Annotated in this window: 12 protein-coding genes and 1 pseudogene; 6 read left to right on the top strand and 7 right to left on the bottom strand. The window is 61.3% G+C overall.

What is annotated here, in order from left to right:
* Positions 1 to 161 precede the first annotated feature (161 nt).
* From AC56K1_RS14925 to dusA, 3 genes are all read right to left on the bottom strand, one after another.
* Positions 162 to 506 (bottom strand): energy transducer TonB, encoded by a 345-nt coding sequence (locus tag AC56K1_RS14925; protein ID WP_497158586.1) that lies wholly within the window; start codon positions 504 to 506, stop codon positions 162 to 164.
* 76 nt (positions 507 to 582) lie between these two features.
* Positions 583 to 2,355 carry a methyl-accepting chemotaxis protein gene (locus tag AC56K1_RS14920; protein ID WP_497158585.1) on the bottom strand — a complete coding sequence of 591 codons (1,773 nt, stop codon included), beginning with the start codon at positions 2,353 to 2,355 and terminating at the stop codon, positions 583 to 585.
* Positions 2,356 to 2,695: 340 nt separating this feature from the next.
* Positions 2,696 to 3,706: a tRNA dihydrouridine(20/20a) synthase DusA gene (gene dusA, locus AC56K1_RS14915; RefSeq protein ID WP_497158584.1), complete on the bottom strand. Its 1,011-nt coding sequence runs from the start codon at positions 3,704 to 3,706 to the stop codon at positions 2,696 to 2,698.
* 484 nt (positions 3,707 to 4,190) lie between these two features.
* Here dusA and AC56K1_RS14910 point away from each other — a divergent pair.
* A pseudogene (locus AC56K1_RS14910) lies at positions 4,191 to 4,750 on the top strand (IS3 family transposase); the annotation flags it as partial.
* 301 nt (positions 4,751 to 5,051) lie between these two features.
* Positions 5,052 to 6,116 carry an acyltransferase family protein gene (locus AC56K1_RS14905; protein WP_497158583.1) on the top strand — a complete coding sequence of 355 codons (1,065 nt, stop codon included), beginning with the start codon at positions 5,052 to 5,054 and terminating at the stop codon, positions 6,114 to 6,116.
* Positions 6,117 to 6,138: 22 nt separating this feature from the next.
* Here AC56K1_RS14905 and AC56K1_RS14900 read toward each other — a convergent pair whose 3' ends face one another.
* Both AC56K1_RS14900 and AC56K1_RS14895 read right to left on the bottom strand, forming a co-directional pair.
* The gene (locus AC56K1_RS14900) at positions 6,139 to 7,149 is read right to left on the bottom strand and encodes an IS4 family transposase (RefSeq protein WP_497158730.1); all 1,011 of its coding nucleotides are present in this window, start codon (positions 7,147 to 7,149) and stop codon (positions 6,139 to 6,141) included.
* A gap of 152 nt (positions 7,150 to 7,301) precedes the next feature.
* Positions 7,302 to 8,453, bottom strand: a complete 1,152-nt coding sequence (locus AC56K1_RS14895) for a sensor histidine kinase (RefSeq protein ID WP_497158582.1) — start codon at positions 8,451 to 8,453, stop codon at positions 7,302 to 7,304.
* Positions 8,454 to 8,898: 445 nt separating this feature from the next.
* On the opposite strand from AC56K1_RS14895, the gene AC56K1_RS14890 reads away from it, so the two are divergent.
* A complete protein-coding gene (locus AC56K1_RS14890; RefSeq protein WP_497158581.1) occupies positions 8,899 to 11,589 on the top strand; it encodes a hybrid sensor histidine kinase/response regulator in 2,691 nt (896 codons plus the stop codon).
* Positions 11,590 to 11,850: 261 nt separating this feature from the next.
* Complete coding sequence (locus AC56K1_RS14885; RefSeq protein ID WP_497158580.1) at positions 11,851 to 14,028, top strand: ATP-binding protein; 2,178 nt, start codon at positions 11,851 to 11,853, stop codon at positions 14,026 to 14,028.
* Positions 14,029 to 14,033: 5 nt separating this feature from the next.
* Here the strand turns inward: AC56K1_RS14885 and AC56K1_RS14880 are convergent, their stop codons facing one another.
* Together AC56K1_RS14880 and AC56K1_RS14875 are read right to left on the bottom strand one after the other, a co-directional pair.
* Positions 14,034 to 15,353 (bottom strand): hybrid sensor histidine kinase/response regulator, encoded by a 1,320-nt coding sequence (locus AC56K1_RS14880; RefSeq protein WP_497158579.1) that lies wholly within the window; start codon positions 15,351 to 15,353, stop codon positions 14,034 to 14,036.
* 153 nt (positions 15,354 to 15,506) lie between these two features.
* Positions 15,507 to 17,078 (bottom strand): EAL domain-containing protein, encoded by a 1,572-nt coding sequence (locus tag AC56K1_RS14875; protein ID WP_497158578.1) that lies wholly within the window; start codon positions 17,076 to 17,078, stop codon positions 15,507 to 15,509.
* 399 nt (positions 17,079 to 17,477) lie between these two features.
* Here AC56K1_RS14875 and AC56K1_RS14870 point away from each other — a divergent pair, with 399 nt between their 5' ends.
* Together AC56K1_RS14870 and AC56K1_RS14865 are read left to right on the top strand one after the other, a co-directional pair.
* Positions 17,478 to 19,643, top strand: coding sequence for an O-linked N-acetylglucosamine transferase, SPINDLY family protein (locus tag AC56K1_RS14870; protein WP_497158577.1), 2,166 nt, complete (start codon positions 17,478 to 17,480; stop codon positions 19,641 to 19,643).
* A gap of 222 nt (positions 19,644 to 19,865) precedes the next feature.
* The coding region (locus AC56K1_RS14865) for a flagellin N-terminal helical domain-containing protein (protein WP_497156641.1) at positions 19,866 to 20,009 on the top strand (144 nt) is incomplete at its 3' end.

Below are 20,009 nucleotides of genomic sequence, written 5' to 3'. Positions count from 1 at the left end.
CCAAGCTCAACCGAGCACGGGAGAAATGATAGATCTTCTTACAATCGATACATGTCGCTATCAACTCGTAAGGGTGAAAGTGACATACCTAACGGACACGGCCAAAAAAAATCAGCCGGCGCATGGCCGGCTGATTTTTTTACGAATGGCAAAAAACCGGATTAGTCCAGCTTCCATGCGTAGTCGACCTTGGTCCAGGTCGCGGCTGGTGCGCCGTCCTTGGTGCCCGGCTTGAACTTGCACGACGACAGGCCTTTGAGGGCTGCCTTGTCCAGGTTCTTGAAGCCGCTCGACTTTTCCAGCTTCGATTCGTTGACGGTGCCGTCAGCGCCGACCAGGAAGGATGCCGAGGTGGTGCCCTGCTCTTCGTTCATCAGCGATGCTTTCGGGTATTCGACCGAGCACTTCTTCGGGTCGAACGAGGCCGGCACTTCAGCGGCGAAGGTGGCGCCGGCTGCGGTGGCGAGGGTCATTGCTGCGATCAGCTTCATGGTCGGGTTTTTCATATAATTTTCCAATAAGGTTTTGATTAAGGTTGGCAGTCTCAGCTGCTTGCCGGCCCGGGCCGGCGCTTCGTCTCTCTTAGAATTCTTCCCACTCGTCATTGCCGGCGGTGGTTGCTGCTTTCTTCGGCCTGGCGGCCGGTGCGGCGGCGTCTTGCGGCGCTGCTACGGGTTTCTTCGCGGCCGGTTTCTTCAGGGCCGGGGCCGGGCGCTTGGCTGCTGCCGGACGCACCACGACGGCGGTGCTGGTCACGACTGGCGCCGGTGCTTCGGCCTGCTGCTCGCCTTCGGTCAGCTTGAAGATGCTGACGACGCGGGTCAGTTCGCTTGCCTGGTCTTGCATGCTCTGCGCGGCGGCAGCGGCTTCTTCGACCAGGGCGGCATTCTGCTGGGTCATGCTGTCCATCTCGATGATCGACAGGTTCACCTGTTCGATACCGGCGCTCTGCTCGGCGCTGGCGTTGGCGATCTCGCTCATGATGTCGGTCACGCGTTTCACGCTCGCCACCACTTCGTCCATCGTCACGCCGGCCTGGCCAACCAGCTTGCTGCCGCGCTCGACCTTCTCAACCGAATCGCCGATCAGGGTCTTGATTTCTTTCGCTGCCGCAGCCGAACGCTGGGCCAGGTTGCGCACTTCCGATGCCACGACCGCAAAGCCGCGGCCCTGTTCACCGGCACGGGCTGCTTCTACCGCGGCGTTCAGCGCCAGGATGTTGGTCTGGAAGGCGATGCCGTCGATCACGCCGATGATGTCGGCGATCTTGCTGGCCGAGGTATTGATCTCGCCCATCGTGCCTACCACTTGCGACACCACTTCACCACCCTTGAGCGCCACGTTCGAGGCGGTTGCCGCCAGGGCGTTGGCTTCACGGGCATTGTCGGCGTTCTGCTTGACGGTCGAGGTCAGCTCTTCCATCGCCGAAGCGGTCTTTTCCAGCGAGCTGGCCTGCAGTTCGGTACGCGAGGACAGGTCGATGTTGCCGGCAGCGATTTCACGCGAGGCGGTGCCGATGGTCTCGGTGCCGCGGCGCACTTGCTCGACGATACCGACCAGGCTGTTGCGCATTTCCTTCATTTCCACCAGCAGGCTGCTGCGGTCGGATGCATCGGTCTCGATACCGATCGACAGGTCGCCATGGGCGATGCTGCTGGCAATGCTGGCGGTGTAGGCCGGCTCGCCGCCGAGCTGCTTGCGCAGGCTGCGGCTGATCACCCAGGCTGCCGCGATGCCCATGGCAACGGCGGTCAGCAGCATGACGATCATGAAGTTACGGGCATTGGCGAAGGCGCTCTGGGCATCGGCCGCGGCTTGCGCGTTCTGCTTTTCTTCCAGGGTGGCCAGCTGGTCCAGCGCTTCGGTCCACTTCTTCTGCACCGGACGCACTTCGCGGATCATGACGCGGGTGGCGTCCATCGCGTTATTGGCCAGGTACAGTTCCGATGCCTTGGCAATGGCCGGCATGGCAGCGCCTTCGAATTCCTTGACCTGGGCCAGCAGCGCCTTTTCCTTGTCGCTGGCGTGGGCCGCGAAAATCGCCGACAGCTTCTTCTGGGCTTCGTCGTACTTGCGGGTCTGTTCCTTGAACTTGACCATTTCCGGCTCCATGTCGGCCGGGTCGGTCATCAGGGTCAGGACGCGCAGCGCAGCGACGCGCTCGCCGACGTTGTTGCGCATGTGGGTCACGAGACTGGTCGACACGTTGTTGACGCTCACGACCTGGTCGAGGCGGTCCTGGATCTGCGACATGCGCAGAATGCCCACACCCGTGACGGCGATCAGCAACACCAGCACCAGCGCAAAGCCGAGCGCGAGGCGGGTACCGACCTTCAAGTTATTCAAAAAAGCCATTCGTGTTCTTCCCTGTATCTAATGATCGAATTCGCCCGGATCGCTGCGCCGTGCGACGCGTCATGTGCGTTGAAAAGACGTCACATGTTTCCGACAGGATAAATCAAAAATTCTGGCCGGCAACTCGAAATCGAATGCTACCGCTAGTTTGTTTCGGCTCAACAACAGAACTGATATTGATCAGTTCAATGGGAGCAAGAGAAATTATCCGATTAATCTTGCCGATCGGCAAGCTTTTCATAACTTGACTATACAACTCACATGATTCTGTCGCAATTTGCCGACAGGAAACAAAAAAGGCGTACCGAAGTACGCCTTTTGGAGAGAGAGATGAACCGCTTCAAGCCCCGATAGGCATGCGTGCGGCCGCTTCCAGCAGCAGGGCCGGGTCGGCGCCGGCCAGTTTTTTCGGATCGGACAGCATCTGGCGGAAGGCCCGCGCGCCCGGCAGGCCGGTCATGATGCCCAGCATGTGCCGCGTAATGCTGTTGAGCTTGAGGCCGTGGCCGCCATACAAGCGCAGCTGCTCGGCAATATAGGGAACCATCGCTTCCAGCACCTGCTGCCGGGTTTTCGGGCCGGCTTCGTCGTCGCCGTAGAACAGGCTGTCCCAGGTCGCCATTACCCAGGGGTTATGGTAGGCCTCGCGGCCCAGCATGACGCCGTCCACGTGATTCAGGTGCAGGGCGATCTCGGCATCGGTCTTGACGCCGCCGTTGATGATGATTTCCAGCTCGGAGAATTCGCGCTTGAGCTGGTAGGCCACCTCGTAGCGCAGCGGCGGGATCTCGCGGTTTTCCTTCGGCGACAATCCCTTGAGCACGGCATTGCGGGCATGCACGATAAAGGTCTGGCAGCCGGCGTCGGCGATAGTGCCGACGAAGTCGCGCACAAAGCCGTATTCCTCGTTGTAGTCGATGCCGATGCGGTGCTTCACGGTGACGTCGATCGACACCGCATCGCGCATCGCCTTGACGCAGTCGGCCACCAGCTGCGGCTCGCCCATCAGGCAGGCGCCGAACGCACCCTTCTGCACGCGCTCGGACGGGCAGCCGCAGTTCAGGTTGATTTCCTTGTAGCCCCACTGCTCGCCGAGCTTGGCGCTTTTCGCCAGGTCGGCCGGGTCGCTGCCGCCCAGCTGCAGGGCGACCGGATGCTCGACGCCGTCATAGCGCAGGTGGCGCTCGACGTCGCCATAGACCAGCGCGCCGGTGGTAACCATCTCGGTGTACAGCCAGGTGTGGCGCGTGATCTGGCGATGGAAGACGCGGCAGTGGCGGTCGGTCCAGTCCATCATGGGTGCGACCGACAGGCGGCGCCCGCCTGCTGGCTTGGCAGATACAGAAGTCATTGAGTGCTTGGGAAAACGCGCCGTGCGGGCGAAGCCCGACATGATAGAGCAAAAGGTTGCCGGCGTCAGGCTTAGTACGACGGAGCCAGTCCCGGCATGGCACATATGGCTGAGGCCGTGTCGGAAGGACAGATCTGGGCCCCGTTCCTTGAGCGCTTCCCAACGGCAGGCTCGCCGTGTAGCAGGCTCGAGGCGGAAGGGCAAAGCGCTGCTGCCCGTATAGCGGTCTCGAAAGACGCATGGAAGGCTCTGTGCAAGTACATCCAGTTCAAGGACATGACCTTGGGGGATGCCTTAGATCGAATCCTCCGCGACCGACTACTACGCCCGCGCTGACCATCGTCGACTGCTCAGGCACAAATAAAAAGCCACCCGCAGGTTAATGCCAGTCACTTAAGAGCATGTTCGCATACTGATGACCGTAGGGTGGGCGGGGAGTGAACTGACCCCAGAAAGTTGGACACCAACTCTCTGGGGTTTTCATGGATCAATGCAACCACTACCAGACAAGCCGGATACCCCTGCTACCGATGACAATCGTAGCCGTAAAGAGCTGTTGGTTGAGCTCGAGGAATTGTGTACGGAGGTAGCTTACCTAAAAAAGCTGGAAGCCTTAGTTCAGCAGCAGAAACAATCGGCGCTGCGCAAAAAACGCAAATAGTGCTCGAACTAAGGCAGCAATATCGCCTGTCCATCTTGCTCAAGAAGGCCGAGCTGCCGCGCAGCGTCTTCTACTATCACCAGCAGGCCCGACAGGCAGAAGACAAGTATGGCGACGTGAAAAAGCGCATCCGGTCCCTCTTCGATGAGCATCAAGGCCGCTATGGCTATCGCCGCATCACCTCGGCTCTTCAACAACTCGGCGAGAAGATCAACCATAAGACCGTACAGCGGCTGATGGGGCCCTTGAACCTGAAATCGCAGGTGCGTCCGAAGAAGTATCAGTCCTTCAAGGGTGACGTAGGCCTGGCTGCGCCCAATGAGCTTGACCGCCAGTTCGATGCCGATGCGCCCAAGCAGAAGTGGGCCACGGACGTCACCGAGATACCGGATGCCGCATTACCAGGCCAAGCTGCGTGAACGCGGGGATAGTTAGTAATTGAAATGCCGCGTCCAGAAATTTGCCGTTCGACCGCGTGGGCGGGAGACCCGCCCACGCTACGATTCCATATGTGACCGGCTTTTACCCAAGGGTGACCATTTGCCATGTGCATTCCTGGCAGTCGAAAAAGTCAAGAAAGGGATGCTTAATGCGCAAAGTTCTCGGAGAGTAATATGTGTTGCAGAACAAAACTACTTTCTTTACCTCAAATCCCTTTATGATACGATTCTGTCATTACGGTAGATGGGACTCCACGTGAAAACCCGAATCGAATGGATAGATACCGCAAGAGGCTTAGGCATATTCCTTGTTGTACTGGGACACGCTTTGCCTCTCGGCGGTACCGCTCCAATGGCCATCTGGGCCTTTCACATGCCACTCTTCTTTTTCCTTTCCGGTCTCACTGCTAAAGCGTGGACTCCTGCCTCCGCGTCGACACTCATCCAAAGCATCAAAGGCCTTGTGGTTCCATACCTATTCTTTAGTTTAGTGGCTATCTTCTGCTGGGCAATATCAAAAGGCTCAATGTTGTCAAGCGAATACTGGTGTGATCAATTACGGCAAATGGCGTACGGAGTCGCCGGCATAGAGCGGCAGATGCGCTATGACGCTCCATTGTGGTTTTTCACGTGCTTATTTTCAGTGCGTCTCATTTTTGCTGGACTCACATCAGTAGTGCCATCAAAGCTATTGCAAATAGCCTGCATATTGCTATTTGCAGTAGTTGCACATAATTACGTTTTCCCTAACTTTAACTCCTTGATCTGGAACAGCGACGTTGCGATGGTCGCACTTGTCTTCTTCGCCGCTGGCCAGGTCATACCCCAAATAAAGCTTGCGCCATCTATGGTAACTATGAAAGCAAGATGGGCTACGGGTTTAACTGCACTCGCTCTGCTTGCAGTATCGATAGTTGCTAACGGGCGCGTCGATATGAACGGGAGGCAATTCGGGGATGCGCTATGGTTTTACTTGGGCGCCTTCGCGGGGATAGCGTTAACCGTTGAGATAAGCAACCGTTTCGCTCACGTCGCTTTCTTAAAAATTTTAGGTCGCGCCTCCATTGTTATCTTCCCAGTTCATTTGCTTTTCGCGCTTTTACCATATAGAACAGTTCCGATAGTTACATGGTACGGCTATAAAGCTACCCACTCCGAGTTCGTCGCTGCAGTTATCGTATCAATTATTGAAATAATGGTGTGCTTGCCAATTTACTTCACCATTAATAAGTGGGCACCGGCTTTGATCGGCCGGTCAGCCGGGGCGAAGCTGCGGCTCAGCCAACGTCCAGCTCTAGAGCAAGCTTAGATAGCTAGCCAAATGGCATTTTTCATTGAAAACTTAGATCTGGGCTGTTTAACGACTCTTGGATAGGTGCGCGTTCGACGTCCGGCAAGAGATAGGCGCGCGCCTGCTCGCGTAGCCGAGCCGAGCGCTTGGGGAAGGTCCCGAGTGTCTGAAAAGGCCAGTGGTACAGGGCCGTGGTAATGGCCAAGGCCAGCCACTGAAAACTCAAACGCTGTGGCGGTACCTGCAGTTCGTCAGGTGAGGTACTGTCGGGGCTCACCACCAACCATGACTTGATGAGTCGTGCTTGCCAATGGGATGGCAAATCCGGTCGCTGCTTGCGTGCCTGCGGCGACACCGCAAAACTCACCAGACAGTCGTCAGGAGCAAACTGGCATATCACTTTATAGACCAATCCCGCTCTGGCCCGCATGAGCCAGTGCTTTTGCTGTCCTGCCTGCTGCCAGTCGAGTAAGAAGGACGCCGAGAGATAGGCACGGTCGAAGATCGTTAACGACTGATCTGGAACCTTGTGCATGAGTGGCTTGGCAAAGCTCAGTTCCCCGGTACCGTAGTCACCAAACTCGGCGGCACCGATCAGGTGAGTATAGGTGTCTATCAAGCAGACCGCGTGCAATTGCGGCCAAGCGCCGCTGCAATGTGCGTTTGTGCCTCGCCAAAATTTTTCGCCATTGGTTGGCGTGTCGGGCAGTGACCAAACAACGCCATCGACGGCGTAGCTCCGCAACCCATGAAAAAGTCCGTGCTCAGGAATGGTCGCACTTGCCCAACAGCTCGCCACACGATCAAACAGCCATGCCATCGGCGCTTCACCCAGGCGCTCGCGGCCTGCTACTGCGGCACTAGGGACGGGCGCACTTGGCGTCGGCCCATCGGCGAGATCTAGCTGCTGGACGATATGCCAGATCGGTTCATTGCGAAACAGGACCAAGCCGATGACCAGCCACACCATACGCTCGGCCGACAGGCGCCGTCGACGCAGTGACACGGTTCCAGTCTGCCGCAAGGCTTCGTCGATCCATTCAGGATCGATCAGGCTGGCGAAACGAGGTCAAGTTGAAGGGCCATAATAGAAACGGATTCAAGTTGATCGTGAACCCGTTTTAGCTCAAACCGCCGGCGGGACATGCTCGAGTGGCGCAGAATTTTGTTTTATCAGGAGAGAATTTGCCTGGCGACGTCGGGTTAAAGCGTTCCGGCGCGTTCAACCTCGTCGCAACCTTCCTGCTGTCGAGGTAACCATACCGTGAATTGACTCCCTTTACCCAAGCCGTCACTTGAGCATCGGACCTTCCCGCCATGTAGCTCGATCAAGCTTTTTACCAGTGCCAATCCTAATCCCAAGCCGCCCGTCGATCGGTCAGATGTTGGTTCTACCTGCGCAAACAACTCGAACGCATGCGGAATGAACTGAGGTGCCATCCCGATACCGTTGTCTTCAACTGATATCACGACTTGAGCCTCTTCGAAACGCATCTCAAGCAGAATGTAACCGCCTTCGGGTGTGTATTTGGCGGCATTCGTCAAGAGGTTAGTAACAACCTGAACCAGTCGCTTTTTGTCAGCCATCACAACGGTTGGACGGGGCGGACCTTTTACCATTAGCTGAAGACCTCGTGCTTGAACCTGGGGCATCGCTTGCTCTACAGCGTCGTCGATTACTTCACTGAGGTCAACCGGACTTAGCTTCACCTCAATCAAGCCTCGCGTCACTCTTGAGACGTCCAAAAGGTCATCAACAAGACTGGCCATGTGCGCTACCTGCCTGGCAATCACACTGCTGGCATGGTCGATCATCGTTTCGTTGCCCTTAGCCTTTTTCAATATGGCAGAAGCTGTGCTGATAGGTGACAGCGGATTGCGCAACTCATGGCCCAGCATCGCCAGAAACTGGTTTCGGCGTTCTCTCTCCGTTACTTCTGCCCTGCGTTGGGCGTCCGCAAAGCTGGACACTGAACCGGCAACAAGCTGATCAATTGCTTCATTAAAACGTATAATGTCGTCAATGTCCGTGGGACTAGGAGAAAACTGAGCTCTTCTCCAGAGCCGGAGCACGCTGGCTCGTAGAGCACGATATTCGGAGAAAAGTTGCTCTATTGTAAATTTCGACTCCAAACGACCGACGCCATGTTCATCCGCCGAATCGCGTTCGTTACGAGGCGCCAAGCCGTGTGACTTCTCAAGCTGCTTTTTAGCCGACTGTGAAATACGGAGGTCTTCCGCGATGAACTTCAGCATCAATGCAGCATGGTCGCGTAAATCAACGTCGTCCATCGTGAGTGCGGCAGGCTTCAGCGTGCGTGCAAAGCTCTCCCATTCTTGCAGAATTTGTTCCATCTGGGAAATTATGAAATCTGCTAGGCACAAAGCGTACTCCTAAAAGAAATTAGCACGATTGTAACTTCTACGTCTGAGGCACGTTCGCACGGTTAGCGCGCAAGCACAGCCAGACACAAGGTCCGCTCTTGGACCCGATAGCAGAAGTTCCCGATGCGAGAGGGCGTGAACGCTCCCGGCATCTTTCAAGATCCGGCGAATCTTGCCTGAAAAGACCGGATCGCCTGGCAGGACATCGAATGTGCAGCCTCCACCATGTTGGCAAGCTCAACGCAAGATGCGCGGTTTCCGGGTTTTCTGCATGTCGTATGCCGGCGGGCAACAACGGATGTGCTACTGTGTCTTGCCGGGAATGTGCACGTCGCCCTGCCCCTGTTCTACGCGGCTTCGCCGTCCCTTCTATGAGCCGAGGCTGGCGCTCAGTTTCATCTGCCTCAACGCTCACATGCAAAAACGTAAAACCCGGTCGCTCGACCGGCTGTCGCTGGCCGGCCTCACGATATCGGCCTCCGGCTCGATTGTTTTCAGCCTGATTGCTCTCCTGGGCGAGTCTTCCGGCGTGGTGCTGCCGGGCGGCGCCATGCTGTTCGCGGTCATGGCAGTCCTGTTCGGCTTGTGCTTGCGGCGGCACGCCGGCAGCGCCGCCGCGCTTGACCACGCCTTGCCATTACTGAAGGCGGGCGCTTTGCAGGACGCGATCTTCAACAGCGCCAATTTTTCCAGCATCGCCACCGACGCCCAGGGTGTCATCCAGATTTTCAATGTGGGCGCCGAGCGCATGCTGGGCTACGCGGCGGCGGATGTGGTCGACCGCATCACGCCGGCGGATATCTCGGATCCCCAGGAAGTGATCGCGCGCGCCAGGACGCTGACGGCCGAACTCGATACGCCGATCTCGCCCGGATTCGAGGCGCTCGTCTTCAAGGCCTCGCGCGGCATCGAGGATATCTACGAACTGACCTATATCCGCAAGGATGGCAGCCGCTTCCCCGCGGTGGTATCGGTCACGGCGCTGCGCGATGCAGCAGGCGCCATCATCGGCTACCTCCTGATCGGCACCGACAACACCGCGCGCAAGCAGGCCGAGGACGCCCTGGCGCGGGCCGGCGCCCTTCAGCTGGCGATCTTCAACAGTGCCAATTTTTCCAGCATTGCGACCGATGCCCAGGGTGTCATCCAGATTTTCAATGTCGGCGCCGAGCGCATGCTCGGCTACGCAGCGGCCGATGTCGTCAACAAGATCACGCCCGCCGATATCTCGGATCCCGGTGAAGTCATCGAACGCGCCGGGTTGCTGAGCCTGGAATTCGACGCCCCCATTTCGCCGGGTTTCGAGGCCCTGGTGTTCAAGGCCTCGCGCGAGATCGAGGATATCTACGAACTGACTTATATCCGCCAGGACGGCAGCCGCTTCCCCGCGATCGTGTCGGTCACCGCGCTGCGCGACGTACAGGATGCCATCATTGGCTACCTGCTGATCGGCACCGACAATACTGCCCGCAAGCAGGTGGAAGAAGAGCAGGAGCTGCTCGATCAAAGCCTGCGCGACCAGCAGTTCTATACCCGCTCGCTGATCGAATCGAATATCGACGCCCTGATGACGACGGATCCACGCGGGATCATCAGCGACGTCAATCACCAGATGGAGTCCTTGACCGGCTGCACCCGCGACGAACTGATCGGCGCCCCCTTCAAGAACTATTTCACCGACCCGAAGCGCGCCGAGGCAGGCATCAAACGCGTCCTGCGCGAAGGCAAGGTCACGAACTACGAACTGACCGTGCTCGCGCGCGACGGCAAGGAAACCGTCGTGTCGTATAACGCAACGACCTTCTATGACCGCGCCCGCAACCTGAAGGGCGTGTTCGCGTCGGCGCGGGATGTCACGGACCGCAAGCAGTTCGAGCACAAGCTTCAGGAAAATAACATTGAGCTGGAACTGGCCAAGGGTGCAGCCGAAAAAGCCAACCTGGCCAAGTCCGATTTCTTGTCGAGCATGAGCCACGAACTGCGCACGCCGCTGAATGGCGTGCTTGGCTTTGCCCAGCTGATGGAATCGGCCATCCCCCCGCCCTCGCCTTCGCAGCAACGTTCGATCCAGCATATCCTCAAGGGCGGCTGGTACCTGCTACGGCTCATCAACGAAATCCTCGACCTGGCGATGATCGAGTCGGGCAAGGTCACGGTGTCGGCCGAGCCGATGTGCATGGCCGAGGTGTTGCTCGACTGCGGCGTGCTGGTCGGCCCGCAAGCCATCCGCCGGTCGGTGGAACTGCGCCTGCCCCACTTCGAGCAGGCATGCTATATCCACGCCGATCTCACGCGGGTCAAGCAGGTCATCATCAACCTGCTGTCGAATGCGATCAAGTACAACCGCCCCGGTGGGTCGGTGACGGCGCGCTGCGAGCGCCACGGCGAGCAGCGCGTGCGCCTGTACATCAAGGATACGGGCATGGGCCTGTCGACCGAGCAGGTCGCCCAGCTCTTCCAGCCCTTCAACCGGCTCGGCCAGGAGCGAAGCGCCGAGGAAGGCACCGGTATCGGGCTGGTCGTCACCAAGCAGCTGGTCGAACTGATGAATGGCCAGATCGGCGTGGAGAGCACGCTCGGCGTCGGCACCGAGTTCTGGGTGGAATTCCCTGCGTCGCAACGACCGGAACTGGCCGACATCAGTGAACGGCCTGCCGCCGGCCGGACGAAGATGCGCGAGGCGTCCGAGCAAGTACTGCGTACTGTCCTGTATGTCGAGGACAATCCGGCCAACCTCGCCCTGGTCGACGAGTTGATCGCGCGCCGCGGCGACCTGCAGCTGCTCAGCGCCGTCGACGCCCACCTCGGCATCAACCTGGCGCGCGCCTGCCAGCCCGACCTCATCCTGATGGACATCAACCTGCCGGGATTGAGCGGATACGGGGCACTGAAGATCCTGCAGAACGATCCCGCCACCGCGCATATCCCGGTCATTGCCTTGTCCGCCAACGCCGTGCCGCGCGACATCGCGCGCGGCATCGACGCCGGCTTCCTGCGCTACCTGACCAAGCCAATCCAGATCGTCGAATTCATGGATGCGCTCGACGTCGCCTTGCATGTCGCCAAAGAACATGGGTTTGGCGAAGACCTCGAGCCCGCCTTGTAGCGGGCAGCCGGGGCATCAAAACAAATCGTTTTCTTTGCCCCGGCTAGTGCTAAGATGAATCCACCTTGCTGGTCAGCCGCGCCCTTGCTTGCGCAAGCTGCCATCTCACTGTTGCCGCTCCAGGCAATGCACATCTAGTCTTGCGAGCGTTCAGGCGCGGCCCTGCCTCAGCCAATTACGAAGAACGAAAGTAACAGTGAGAACCCCTTGCGCTTCCCCCGAGAACACCTTCCGCCCCTCGCCTGAACGCTCGCGGAGCGCATGAGCGCCGAGCCCACCCTGGAGGCGGCGCGCGTCGACCTGGCCAACTGCGCGGACGAGCCCATTCACTTGCCTGGCACCATACAGTCGCATGGCGCGATGCTGGTGCTGGACCGCGCGGGAGCGCTCGAAGCATGGAGCGCCAACGTGCCCGTCCTGCTGTGCATCGATGTGCGGGCCGGCATGCAGCTTGGCCAGCTCGGACTGCCCGCCCCCGTTACGACGATGGTCACGGACTGCCTGTCGCTGCCGGCCGGGGAAACCATTCCGCTGGTGCTGCCGGTGCACATCGGCCAGTACGATTTCGATTGCGTGACGCATGCCTACCTCGACAGGATCATTGTCGAGTTCGAGCTGCGTGACGTCTCGCTCCATACGGTCGGCATGTTCGCCTTGCGGGCACATGGCGCCCTGGACCGTTTGAAGCGCCAGACCAGTCTTCCATCGCTGTTACAGATGGCCACCGACCAGGTCAGGGACATCACGGGCTTCGACCGCGTGATGGGCTACCGTTTTGGCCAGGACGGCAGCGGCGACGTCATCGCGGAGTCGCGCATCGCGGCGCTGGCCCCGCTGCTCGGCATGCGCTACCCGGCCTCGGACATTCCAGCCCAGGCGCGGCGCCTGTACGTCATGAACACCTTGCGGCTGATTCCCGACCTGGAAAGCAAGGCCGTGCCGATGCTGGGAGACCACACCGGGGCGACGGTCGACATGAGCCACTGCGTACTGCGCAGCGTGTCGCCGGTCCACATCGAATACCTGCGCAACATGGGCGTCGGGGCGTCGATGAGCGTCTCGATCATCGTCGACGGCCGTTTGTGGGGCATGATCGCCTGCCACCACCTGCTGCCGCGCCGGGTGCCGTATGCGATCCGCATGACTGCCGACGTGATTGCGCAGGTGCTGGCGGCAACCGTCCAGACGCTGGAAGCGCAGCAGCGCGCCGCCATGATCGAGCGGGCGGCGCGGGTGCGCACCAACCTGATGCAGGTCCTGCTGCGCGACGAAGACGCCTTGCGCGAAGTCGGCCTGCAGGCTGAAGCCATCTGCGCGGCGCTCGACTGTCCGGCACTGATCGTGACCCAGTCGGGCCGCCACCTGGTGCATGGCGACATCGATGCCCGCACGGCGGCCGCGATCGTCCGGGCGCATCCCGCGGCTGGCGAAGGCCTGATCGAGCGGCTGGGCATCGACGACTGGCCCGAGGACGCGCGCGAGCATATCCGGCAATGGCCCGGCATGCTGGCCATGTGTTTCGATCCGTCCACCGATGGCTGGGTGATCGCCATGCGTCCGGAACAGGTGGTGTCGATTCGCTGGGCCGGAAAACCGGAGAAAATCATCGACGTCGGCCCCCTGGGTGCGCGGCTGACACCGCGCGGCTCCTTCGACGAATGGCTGGAAACCGTGCGTGGCAGGGCCGAGCCATGGTCGCCGACACATGTGTTGATCGCGCGCGACATGCAGGAAGAACTGCACCGGGCCAGCATTGCGCGCCAGGCCGAAACCGACCTGGCGCGCGCGCGGCTGATGGCCATGCTCGGCCATGACCTGCGCGAACCCCTGAACGCGATCCAGATGGCGGCCACGCTGCTGCAAAAGGGTGGTCCCGCCGCGCCTATGGGCGTGCGCATCCAGGCGTCCGGCAACCGCATGAGCCGCCTGATCAGCCAGGTACTGGACGTGAGCAAGATCGAAACCGGGATCGGCCTGGGATTGCGCATGCAGGCAGTCGACCTGGCCCCCGTGCTGCGCGACCTGGTCGACGAGGCGGGCGTCGGCTATCCCGATGTCACCTACCGCATGAGCGGTATTGCCAGCGCCATTGTCGAGGCCGATGCGGACCGGCTTGCCCAGGTGGCGTCGAATTTGCTGAGCAATGCCCGCAGCCACGGACGCCGCGCGGAATCCATCGACATCGTGCTCTCCAGCGGGCCCGACTATGCATCTTTTTCGGTCAGCAACGTTGCCGATGCGCTTGCCGATTCCGCCGTCCACGCCCTCTTCACCCCGTTCAAGGCAGCTTCATTGCACAACACGCAAAATCGCGGTGGAATGGGTTTGGGCCTCTACATCGCCGAGCGCATCGTGACTGCACACAACGGCAGCATCGGCTATGCGCACGTTGGCGGGAGGGTCGTGTTTACGGTCTCGATCCCCCTGGCCAGCCGGTAGCGGCGTTACTGGAGCTGTTCGGCGATCGCGGCAAGCACCGAGGACACGTTCAAGGGCTTGATCAGGTAATGATCGAACCCGGCTGCGCGTGCCAGGTCGCGCTTGGCATCTTCGCTGTAGCCTGTGGTGGCGATCATCAGGGGCGCATCTTTCTGGTAGCGCGCCTTGATGGCGGCGACCACCTCGAGCCCGGTCAGGCCGGGAAGGCCCAGGTCGCACACGACGACATCGAAGCGCTGCTCCAGCGCCAGGCGCAAACCCTCGATGCCGTCGAAACTGTTGGTGACCCGGTGGCCTTCGATTTCGAGAAGCATCCCCATGAGTTCATTGGCATCGACATTGTCCTCAATGATGAGGATGTTGTACGACCCGGCCAGGCGCTCGGGCGGCAGTGGCGACGGCCGCGGCGAGGAGCTTCCCAGTGGCAAGCTGATCGTGAAACTGCTGCCGGCGCCGGCGCCGGCACTGAACAGGGCTGCCGTCCCCCCATGCATGCTGACAATCGTGCGCACCAGCGACAATCCGACTCCCAGGCCGCCGGGCGAGCGTTCGAGAGTGCGATTGCCCTGCGTGAACAAATCGAATACATAAGGCTGGAGCTCATCGGCAATGCCCGAGCCATTGTCGCTGACGGTCACATCGACCCTGCCGTCGCGACGCACTGCCGTGATACCGATGGCGCCCCGCATGTCGGTGAACTGGCTGGCATTATTGAGCAGGTTGGTAAACACTTGTACCAGCCTGACAAGGTCGCCATCGACGACGATATCACCGTCAGGCAAGTCCACCTGCAGCTGTTGCCGGCGCTGCTGTATGCCAGGTTGGCTGGCCTCGACCGCCGCATGGATGATGTCGCCCAAGGGCACCGGGGCGATCTGCAGGACGATTTTCCCGCTCACCGCGCGCGAGGCATCGAGCAGATCGTCCAGCAGGCGCGACATATGCGTGATCTGCCGGTTCAGCACACCGTGGGCCTGCGCCACCGTCAGGTGGGTCTGGGCGGTCGTGGCCAGCAACTGGCTGGCCATTGTCATCGACTGGAGCGGATTGCGCAGCTCGTGGGCCAGCATTGCGACGAATTCCGTCTGCGGCAAGGCGTCGTTCTTGCGGTTGGCCGCTGGCGCAAGGCCGGGCGCAGGGTCGGCGGCGGTCGCGGGGAGATCGCCATGCCTGCCCTGGGGCGGGTTGCGGCGGATTTCCTCGAGCAGGCTGGCCACGGTCGCGCGCAAGCCGATCAATTCGGTTTCATCACGTGCATGGCGCTCGTCCGCCGACAAGGGCGGCGGCGCTGCAGCTTCAAACAGGGGGTCGAGATCAGGAGGCATGGCGAAGTCCAATGAATAGTACTTTACGCCCTGCCATCACCTCCAGGGTGCGACACGTACGCCAGCTAGGTTGCTGCTTACAGAAGGTCGTACCTTACTCCCTATCGCGCATGAGCGGGGTAAAAACAATGGCGTGCCGTGCATAGCCGGCGCCTAGGCCGGCGCCAGGTGCGTGCCGTGATAGCGGGCAACGACTTCTTCGAAGCCGACCGGCTTGCCGAACAGCCAACCCTGCACCGACTGCACGCCTTCCGCCGCGAGGAATTCGGCCTGTGCCTGGCGTTCGACGCCTTCCGCGATCATGCGCAGGCCCAGCGAGCGCGCCATGGCGATGATGTGCCCGACGACCTGGTCTTTCGGCGCCTTGGTGGCGATGGCCTCGACGAAGGATCGGTCGATTTTCAGGAAATCGAGTTCGAGCGACTCGAGCGAGGACAGGCTCGAATAGCCGGTACCGAAATCGTCGATGGCGATCTCGAAGCCGCGTGCGCGCAGCACTGAAATCACGCGGCAGGCAGACTCGAGGTCGATAAAGCTGCGCTCGGTAATTTCGATGATGAGGTTGGCCGGGATGGCGTTGGTGTTGGCCAGGAATTGATCGAGCAAGGTGACGATGGCGCGCGATTTCAGGTCGGCCGCAGACAGGTTCAGGGCGACATGGAAGTCCGGGTGGGCCGCGAGAAAACGGCCGGCATCTGCCTCCACCAGTTCCAGCACGCGCCGGGTCAGCTCGGTGATGATCCCTGTTTGTTCGGCAACAGGAATGAACAGGTCCGGGCCGAGCAGTTCCCCGGAGCGGCGCCATCGCAGCAAGGCTTCGGCACCGATGCACTGGCCGGTGCGCAGCTCGATAATCGGCTGGTAGTCGAGAAAGAATTCGCGATGCTTCAAGGCATAGCGCAAGGCTGCGCCCATTGAGCGCTGCCGCCGCGCCGCCAGCAGGATCGCGACAGCGAGGGCCAGGCCGGCAACGGCGCCGATCGGCACGAGGCGCGCGGCGATGGCATTCGTTTTCGCGTTCACATACGCGGTCGGGACGGCTGCGACGGCGGCCAGGCGGAACTGGGTCGACCGCGCCAGGGCCACCAGGTGGGCCGTATCTGAAAACACTATTTCGCGCGCGCCACCCAGGTGCCGCAGCCAGGCGCGGTCGATGTGGCCTTGCGCCAGCTCAGGCCTGCTGCTCAGCGGCCGGTCCAGCTGAAATATGCCCAAGGACATTTCAGACAAGCCTGCCCAGGTGTCGAGCGGCAGATCGCGGTGCACCAGCGCGGCAAAGTCGCCGCGCGCCAGGGCCATGAGCGGGCTCTTGCCCGGTTCCCCGATCGGAACATGCGGGTAAATCGTGGCGCCACGCGGGGTCATGAAACTGTTGTCGCCCAGATCGAAAGCGATATCACCCATGGAGGAGCAGATCATGGTCCCGTCGCGCACCCGCCCGACGGCCTGGATATAGCTCGACGTGAGGTCCAGCTGGCGCATGAGGGACAGCTCGGAGGGCGAACACGGTGCCTGGCCGGCTTTCGCCAATTGCTCTATCGCATCCTGCGCCTGCCGGGTGGTCCCGTCGGCGCGGTGCAGGATATCCCGCGCATAGCGGAGCGTCAGCTCGGCCGTGGCGTCGTAGGCCTGCTGCTGCGCTTCGCGGTAGGCCAGCCATGGCAGCAGCACGAGTGCTGCCAGCGCAGCCAGGATGGTAATGCAGAACAATAATCGCCTGTGCATGCATACCCCACTGGATCGAGGCCGGATGGACGCTGCATGCAAACGGACATAACCGGCGAAATGAGTATAGTCCTATCTTTCGCCTTGGCCAGGGGAACATGATTTGGGCCTAAACGGGCAGTCAGGGATGCGGCATAGGAGCAAGGGCCGCCTCGAACTGGTCCAGCGGCGATGGCCGCCCGCACAGGTAGCCCTGGTAGGCGTTGCAGCCTGCGGCCTGCGGGAAGTCGCGCTGCGCTGAGGACCGGTCGGGTTGTAATGCCCGGAATAAAGCCGCTTTGCCAACAAAGGCAAATTTTTTCGCGGTCTTCGCAACATTCCCATCCTCTACAGTGCGGTCCCGTTTTACAATCGCGGCTATTGCCGCACAGAAACCGGCCACACTGACCCTAGCTCACGATGACCCTGACCAGCTCTCCCGCTCCCGACCAGCTTGACCGGCACCGCCTTGCCGTGCGCCGCAACCCGCGCGACGGCAACGCCCATGCCCTGCTCGGCCTGGCCCTCCTGAAAGCGCGCCAGCTCGACGAGGGCGTGGCAAGCCTGCGCCGGGCGCTAGAACTGAACCCGAAGGTGCGCGGCCTGCAGCCGGTGCTGGCCGCGGCCCTGTTCGAGCTCGGGCGCAATGAAGAAGCGGTGGCGGCCTACCGCAGCGCGCTGCGCTTCCAGGACGAGGCCGACCTGCACCAGGGCCTGGCCAATGCGCTGCTGCGCCTCAAGCGCGCGGCCGAGGGCGAAGCCGCCGCGCGCCGCGCGGTGGAACTGGCGCCGGCGCACAGCGCGCCACTGCTGGTGCTGGCCGGGGTGCTGCACGCGCTCGGGAACAGCGACGAAGCCGTGGATTGCCTGGAGCGCGCGCTTGCGATCGAGCCGGACCATATCGATGCGCGCACCGACCTGGGCAACATCCTGTTCCACCAGGGGCGCCATGTGGAAGCGGCCGGGCATTTCCGCGCAGTCCTCGCGCAGCATCCCGGCCACGTGGCCGCGGTCCTGCACCTGGCCCATTGCGACCGCGTCCTGAAGCACCTTGACGCGGCCGTCGAAGGCTTCGAACGCGCCGTCGCCCTGGCCCCGGGGAGGCCGGATGTACTGGTCGACCTGAGCAATGCCTTGCGCGCCCGGGGCAGGCTCGGCGAGGCGGCGGCAATCCTGCGCCGCGCCCTCGAACTGGCGCCGGAGAACGTCCAGGTGCTGCATGGCCGGGTAGGGATGTGCTTCAACCTGGGCGAGTGGCAGGAAGCGCTGCGCCTGGCGCGGCACGCGTTCGAGCTCGAGCCGTCTCCAGGGGCGCACAGCGTGATGCTGTTCATCCTGAGCCACTGCTGTTTCGATCCGGACGAACTCACCCGCGAACACTTCGCTTTCGGCCAGCGCTGGGAGCCCGCACTGCGTGCACTGCGCCGGCCGCACGCCAACGGGCGCGATCCCGGGCGCCGCCTGCGGATCGGCTTCGTATCGGGCGACCTGTACGAACACGCGGTGGCCACCTTCGTGGCGCCGGTGTTCGAGGCGCTCAAGGATAGCGAGCAGGTGGCGCTCCACGTCTATTACAACAACACGATTGAAGACCGCAAGACCGCGGAGCTGCGCGCCTGCACCGCCGGTTGGCACATTATTGCGCACCTGGATGACGCCGCCGCCGAGGAGCTGGTCCGCGCAGACGGCATCGACATCCTGATCGACCTGTCGGGCCACTCGGCCCTGAACCGCCTCCCGCTGTTCATGCGCAAGCCCGCCCCGGTGCAGGCCAGCTGGATCGGGTATGCCGGCACCACCGGCATGGAATCGATGGACTACTACGTGTGCGATCCATTCATGCTGCCGGAAGGCCGCTACGACACCCAGTTCTCCGAACAGCTGGCGCGCCTGCCGCTGCTGGCGCCCTTCCTGCCGGATCCGGGCGCACCGCCGGTGAACGATTTACCGGCGCTGCGCAACGGCTTCCTGACCTTCGGCAGCTTCCACCGCGCGAGCAAACTCAGCCGCGACGTGATCGCCCAGTGGTCCAGGCTGCTGCATGCGGTGCCCGATTCGAAGATGCTGCTGGGCGGCCTGCAGTCCGGCGTGGACGACGTGCTGGTCGACTGGTTCGCCCACGAAGGCATCCCGCGCGAGCGCCTGCTGCTGCGCGAGCGCACCCACGTGCATGGCTACCTGATGCAGCATTACGACGTCGACGTCTGCCTCAGTCCCTTCCCCTACAGCGGCTCGACCACGGTCGGCCATGCATTGTGGATGGGCGTGCCGACACTGGCCACGGTCGGGGCGACCAACCCGAGCCATGCTGCGGTGTCCTTTATTTCCCACGTCGGCCTGCGCGACTTCGTGACCGATGACGAAGCCACGTATGTGCGCCTCGGCGTGTTCCTGTCGCAAAACATCCCGGCCCTTGCCGCGATGCGTGCCGGGATGCGCGAGCGTTTCGTCAATTCGGTGCTGGGCTATCCGGGCGTGACCGCCGCGGGCCTGGAACATGGCCTGCGCCTGATGTGGCAGCGCTGGTGTGCCGGCGAGGCGCCGACCTCGCTGCGGGTACGGCTGTCGGACCTGGCGCCGGCCTGACTCCGACTCTCTGAATAGATAGATGTCGCTTCGACGCCGCCGCAAGGCGGCGTTGTCGTTCCTGCCAGCGCGGCATGGACAGTTCGACATCGTTTCGCGCGTCACGAAAAATATTTGAATAAATTTCCGTACGGAACTTAATGCCGGAGTGAAACCTGTCGCCTTGTACTTGTGAGAGCGAGTGACGCACTCGAAACCGAATTCACCAATCAGGAGCTAACCATGCTGAGCCTTCACACCAACAACGCTGCACTGTCCGCACAAAACTCGATCAGCCGCACCCAGAGCTCGCTGTCGACCTCGATGACCCGGCTGTCGACCGGCTACCGCATCAACTCGGCAATGGACGACGCCGCCGGCCTGCAG

The sequence above is a fragment of the Telluria sp. ZB4P37 genome (assembly GCF_059685855.1).
The sequence above is the reverse complement of the archived record's forward strand: the minus strand, read 5'-3'. Positions and strand labels throughout refer to the sequence as shown.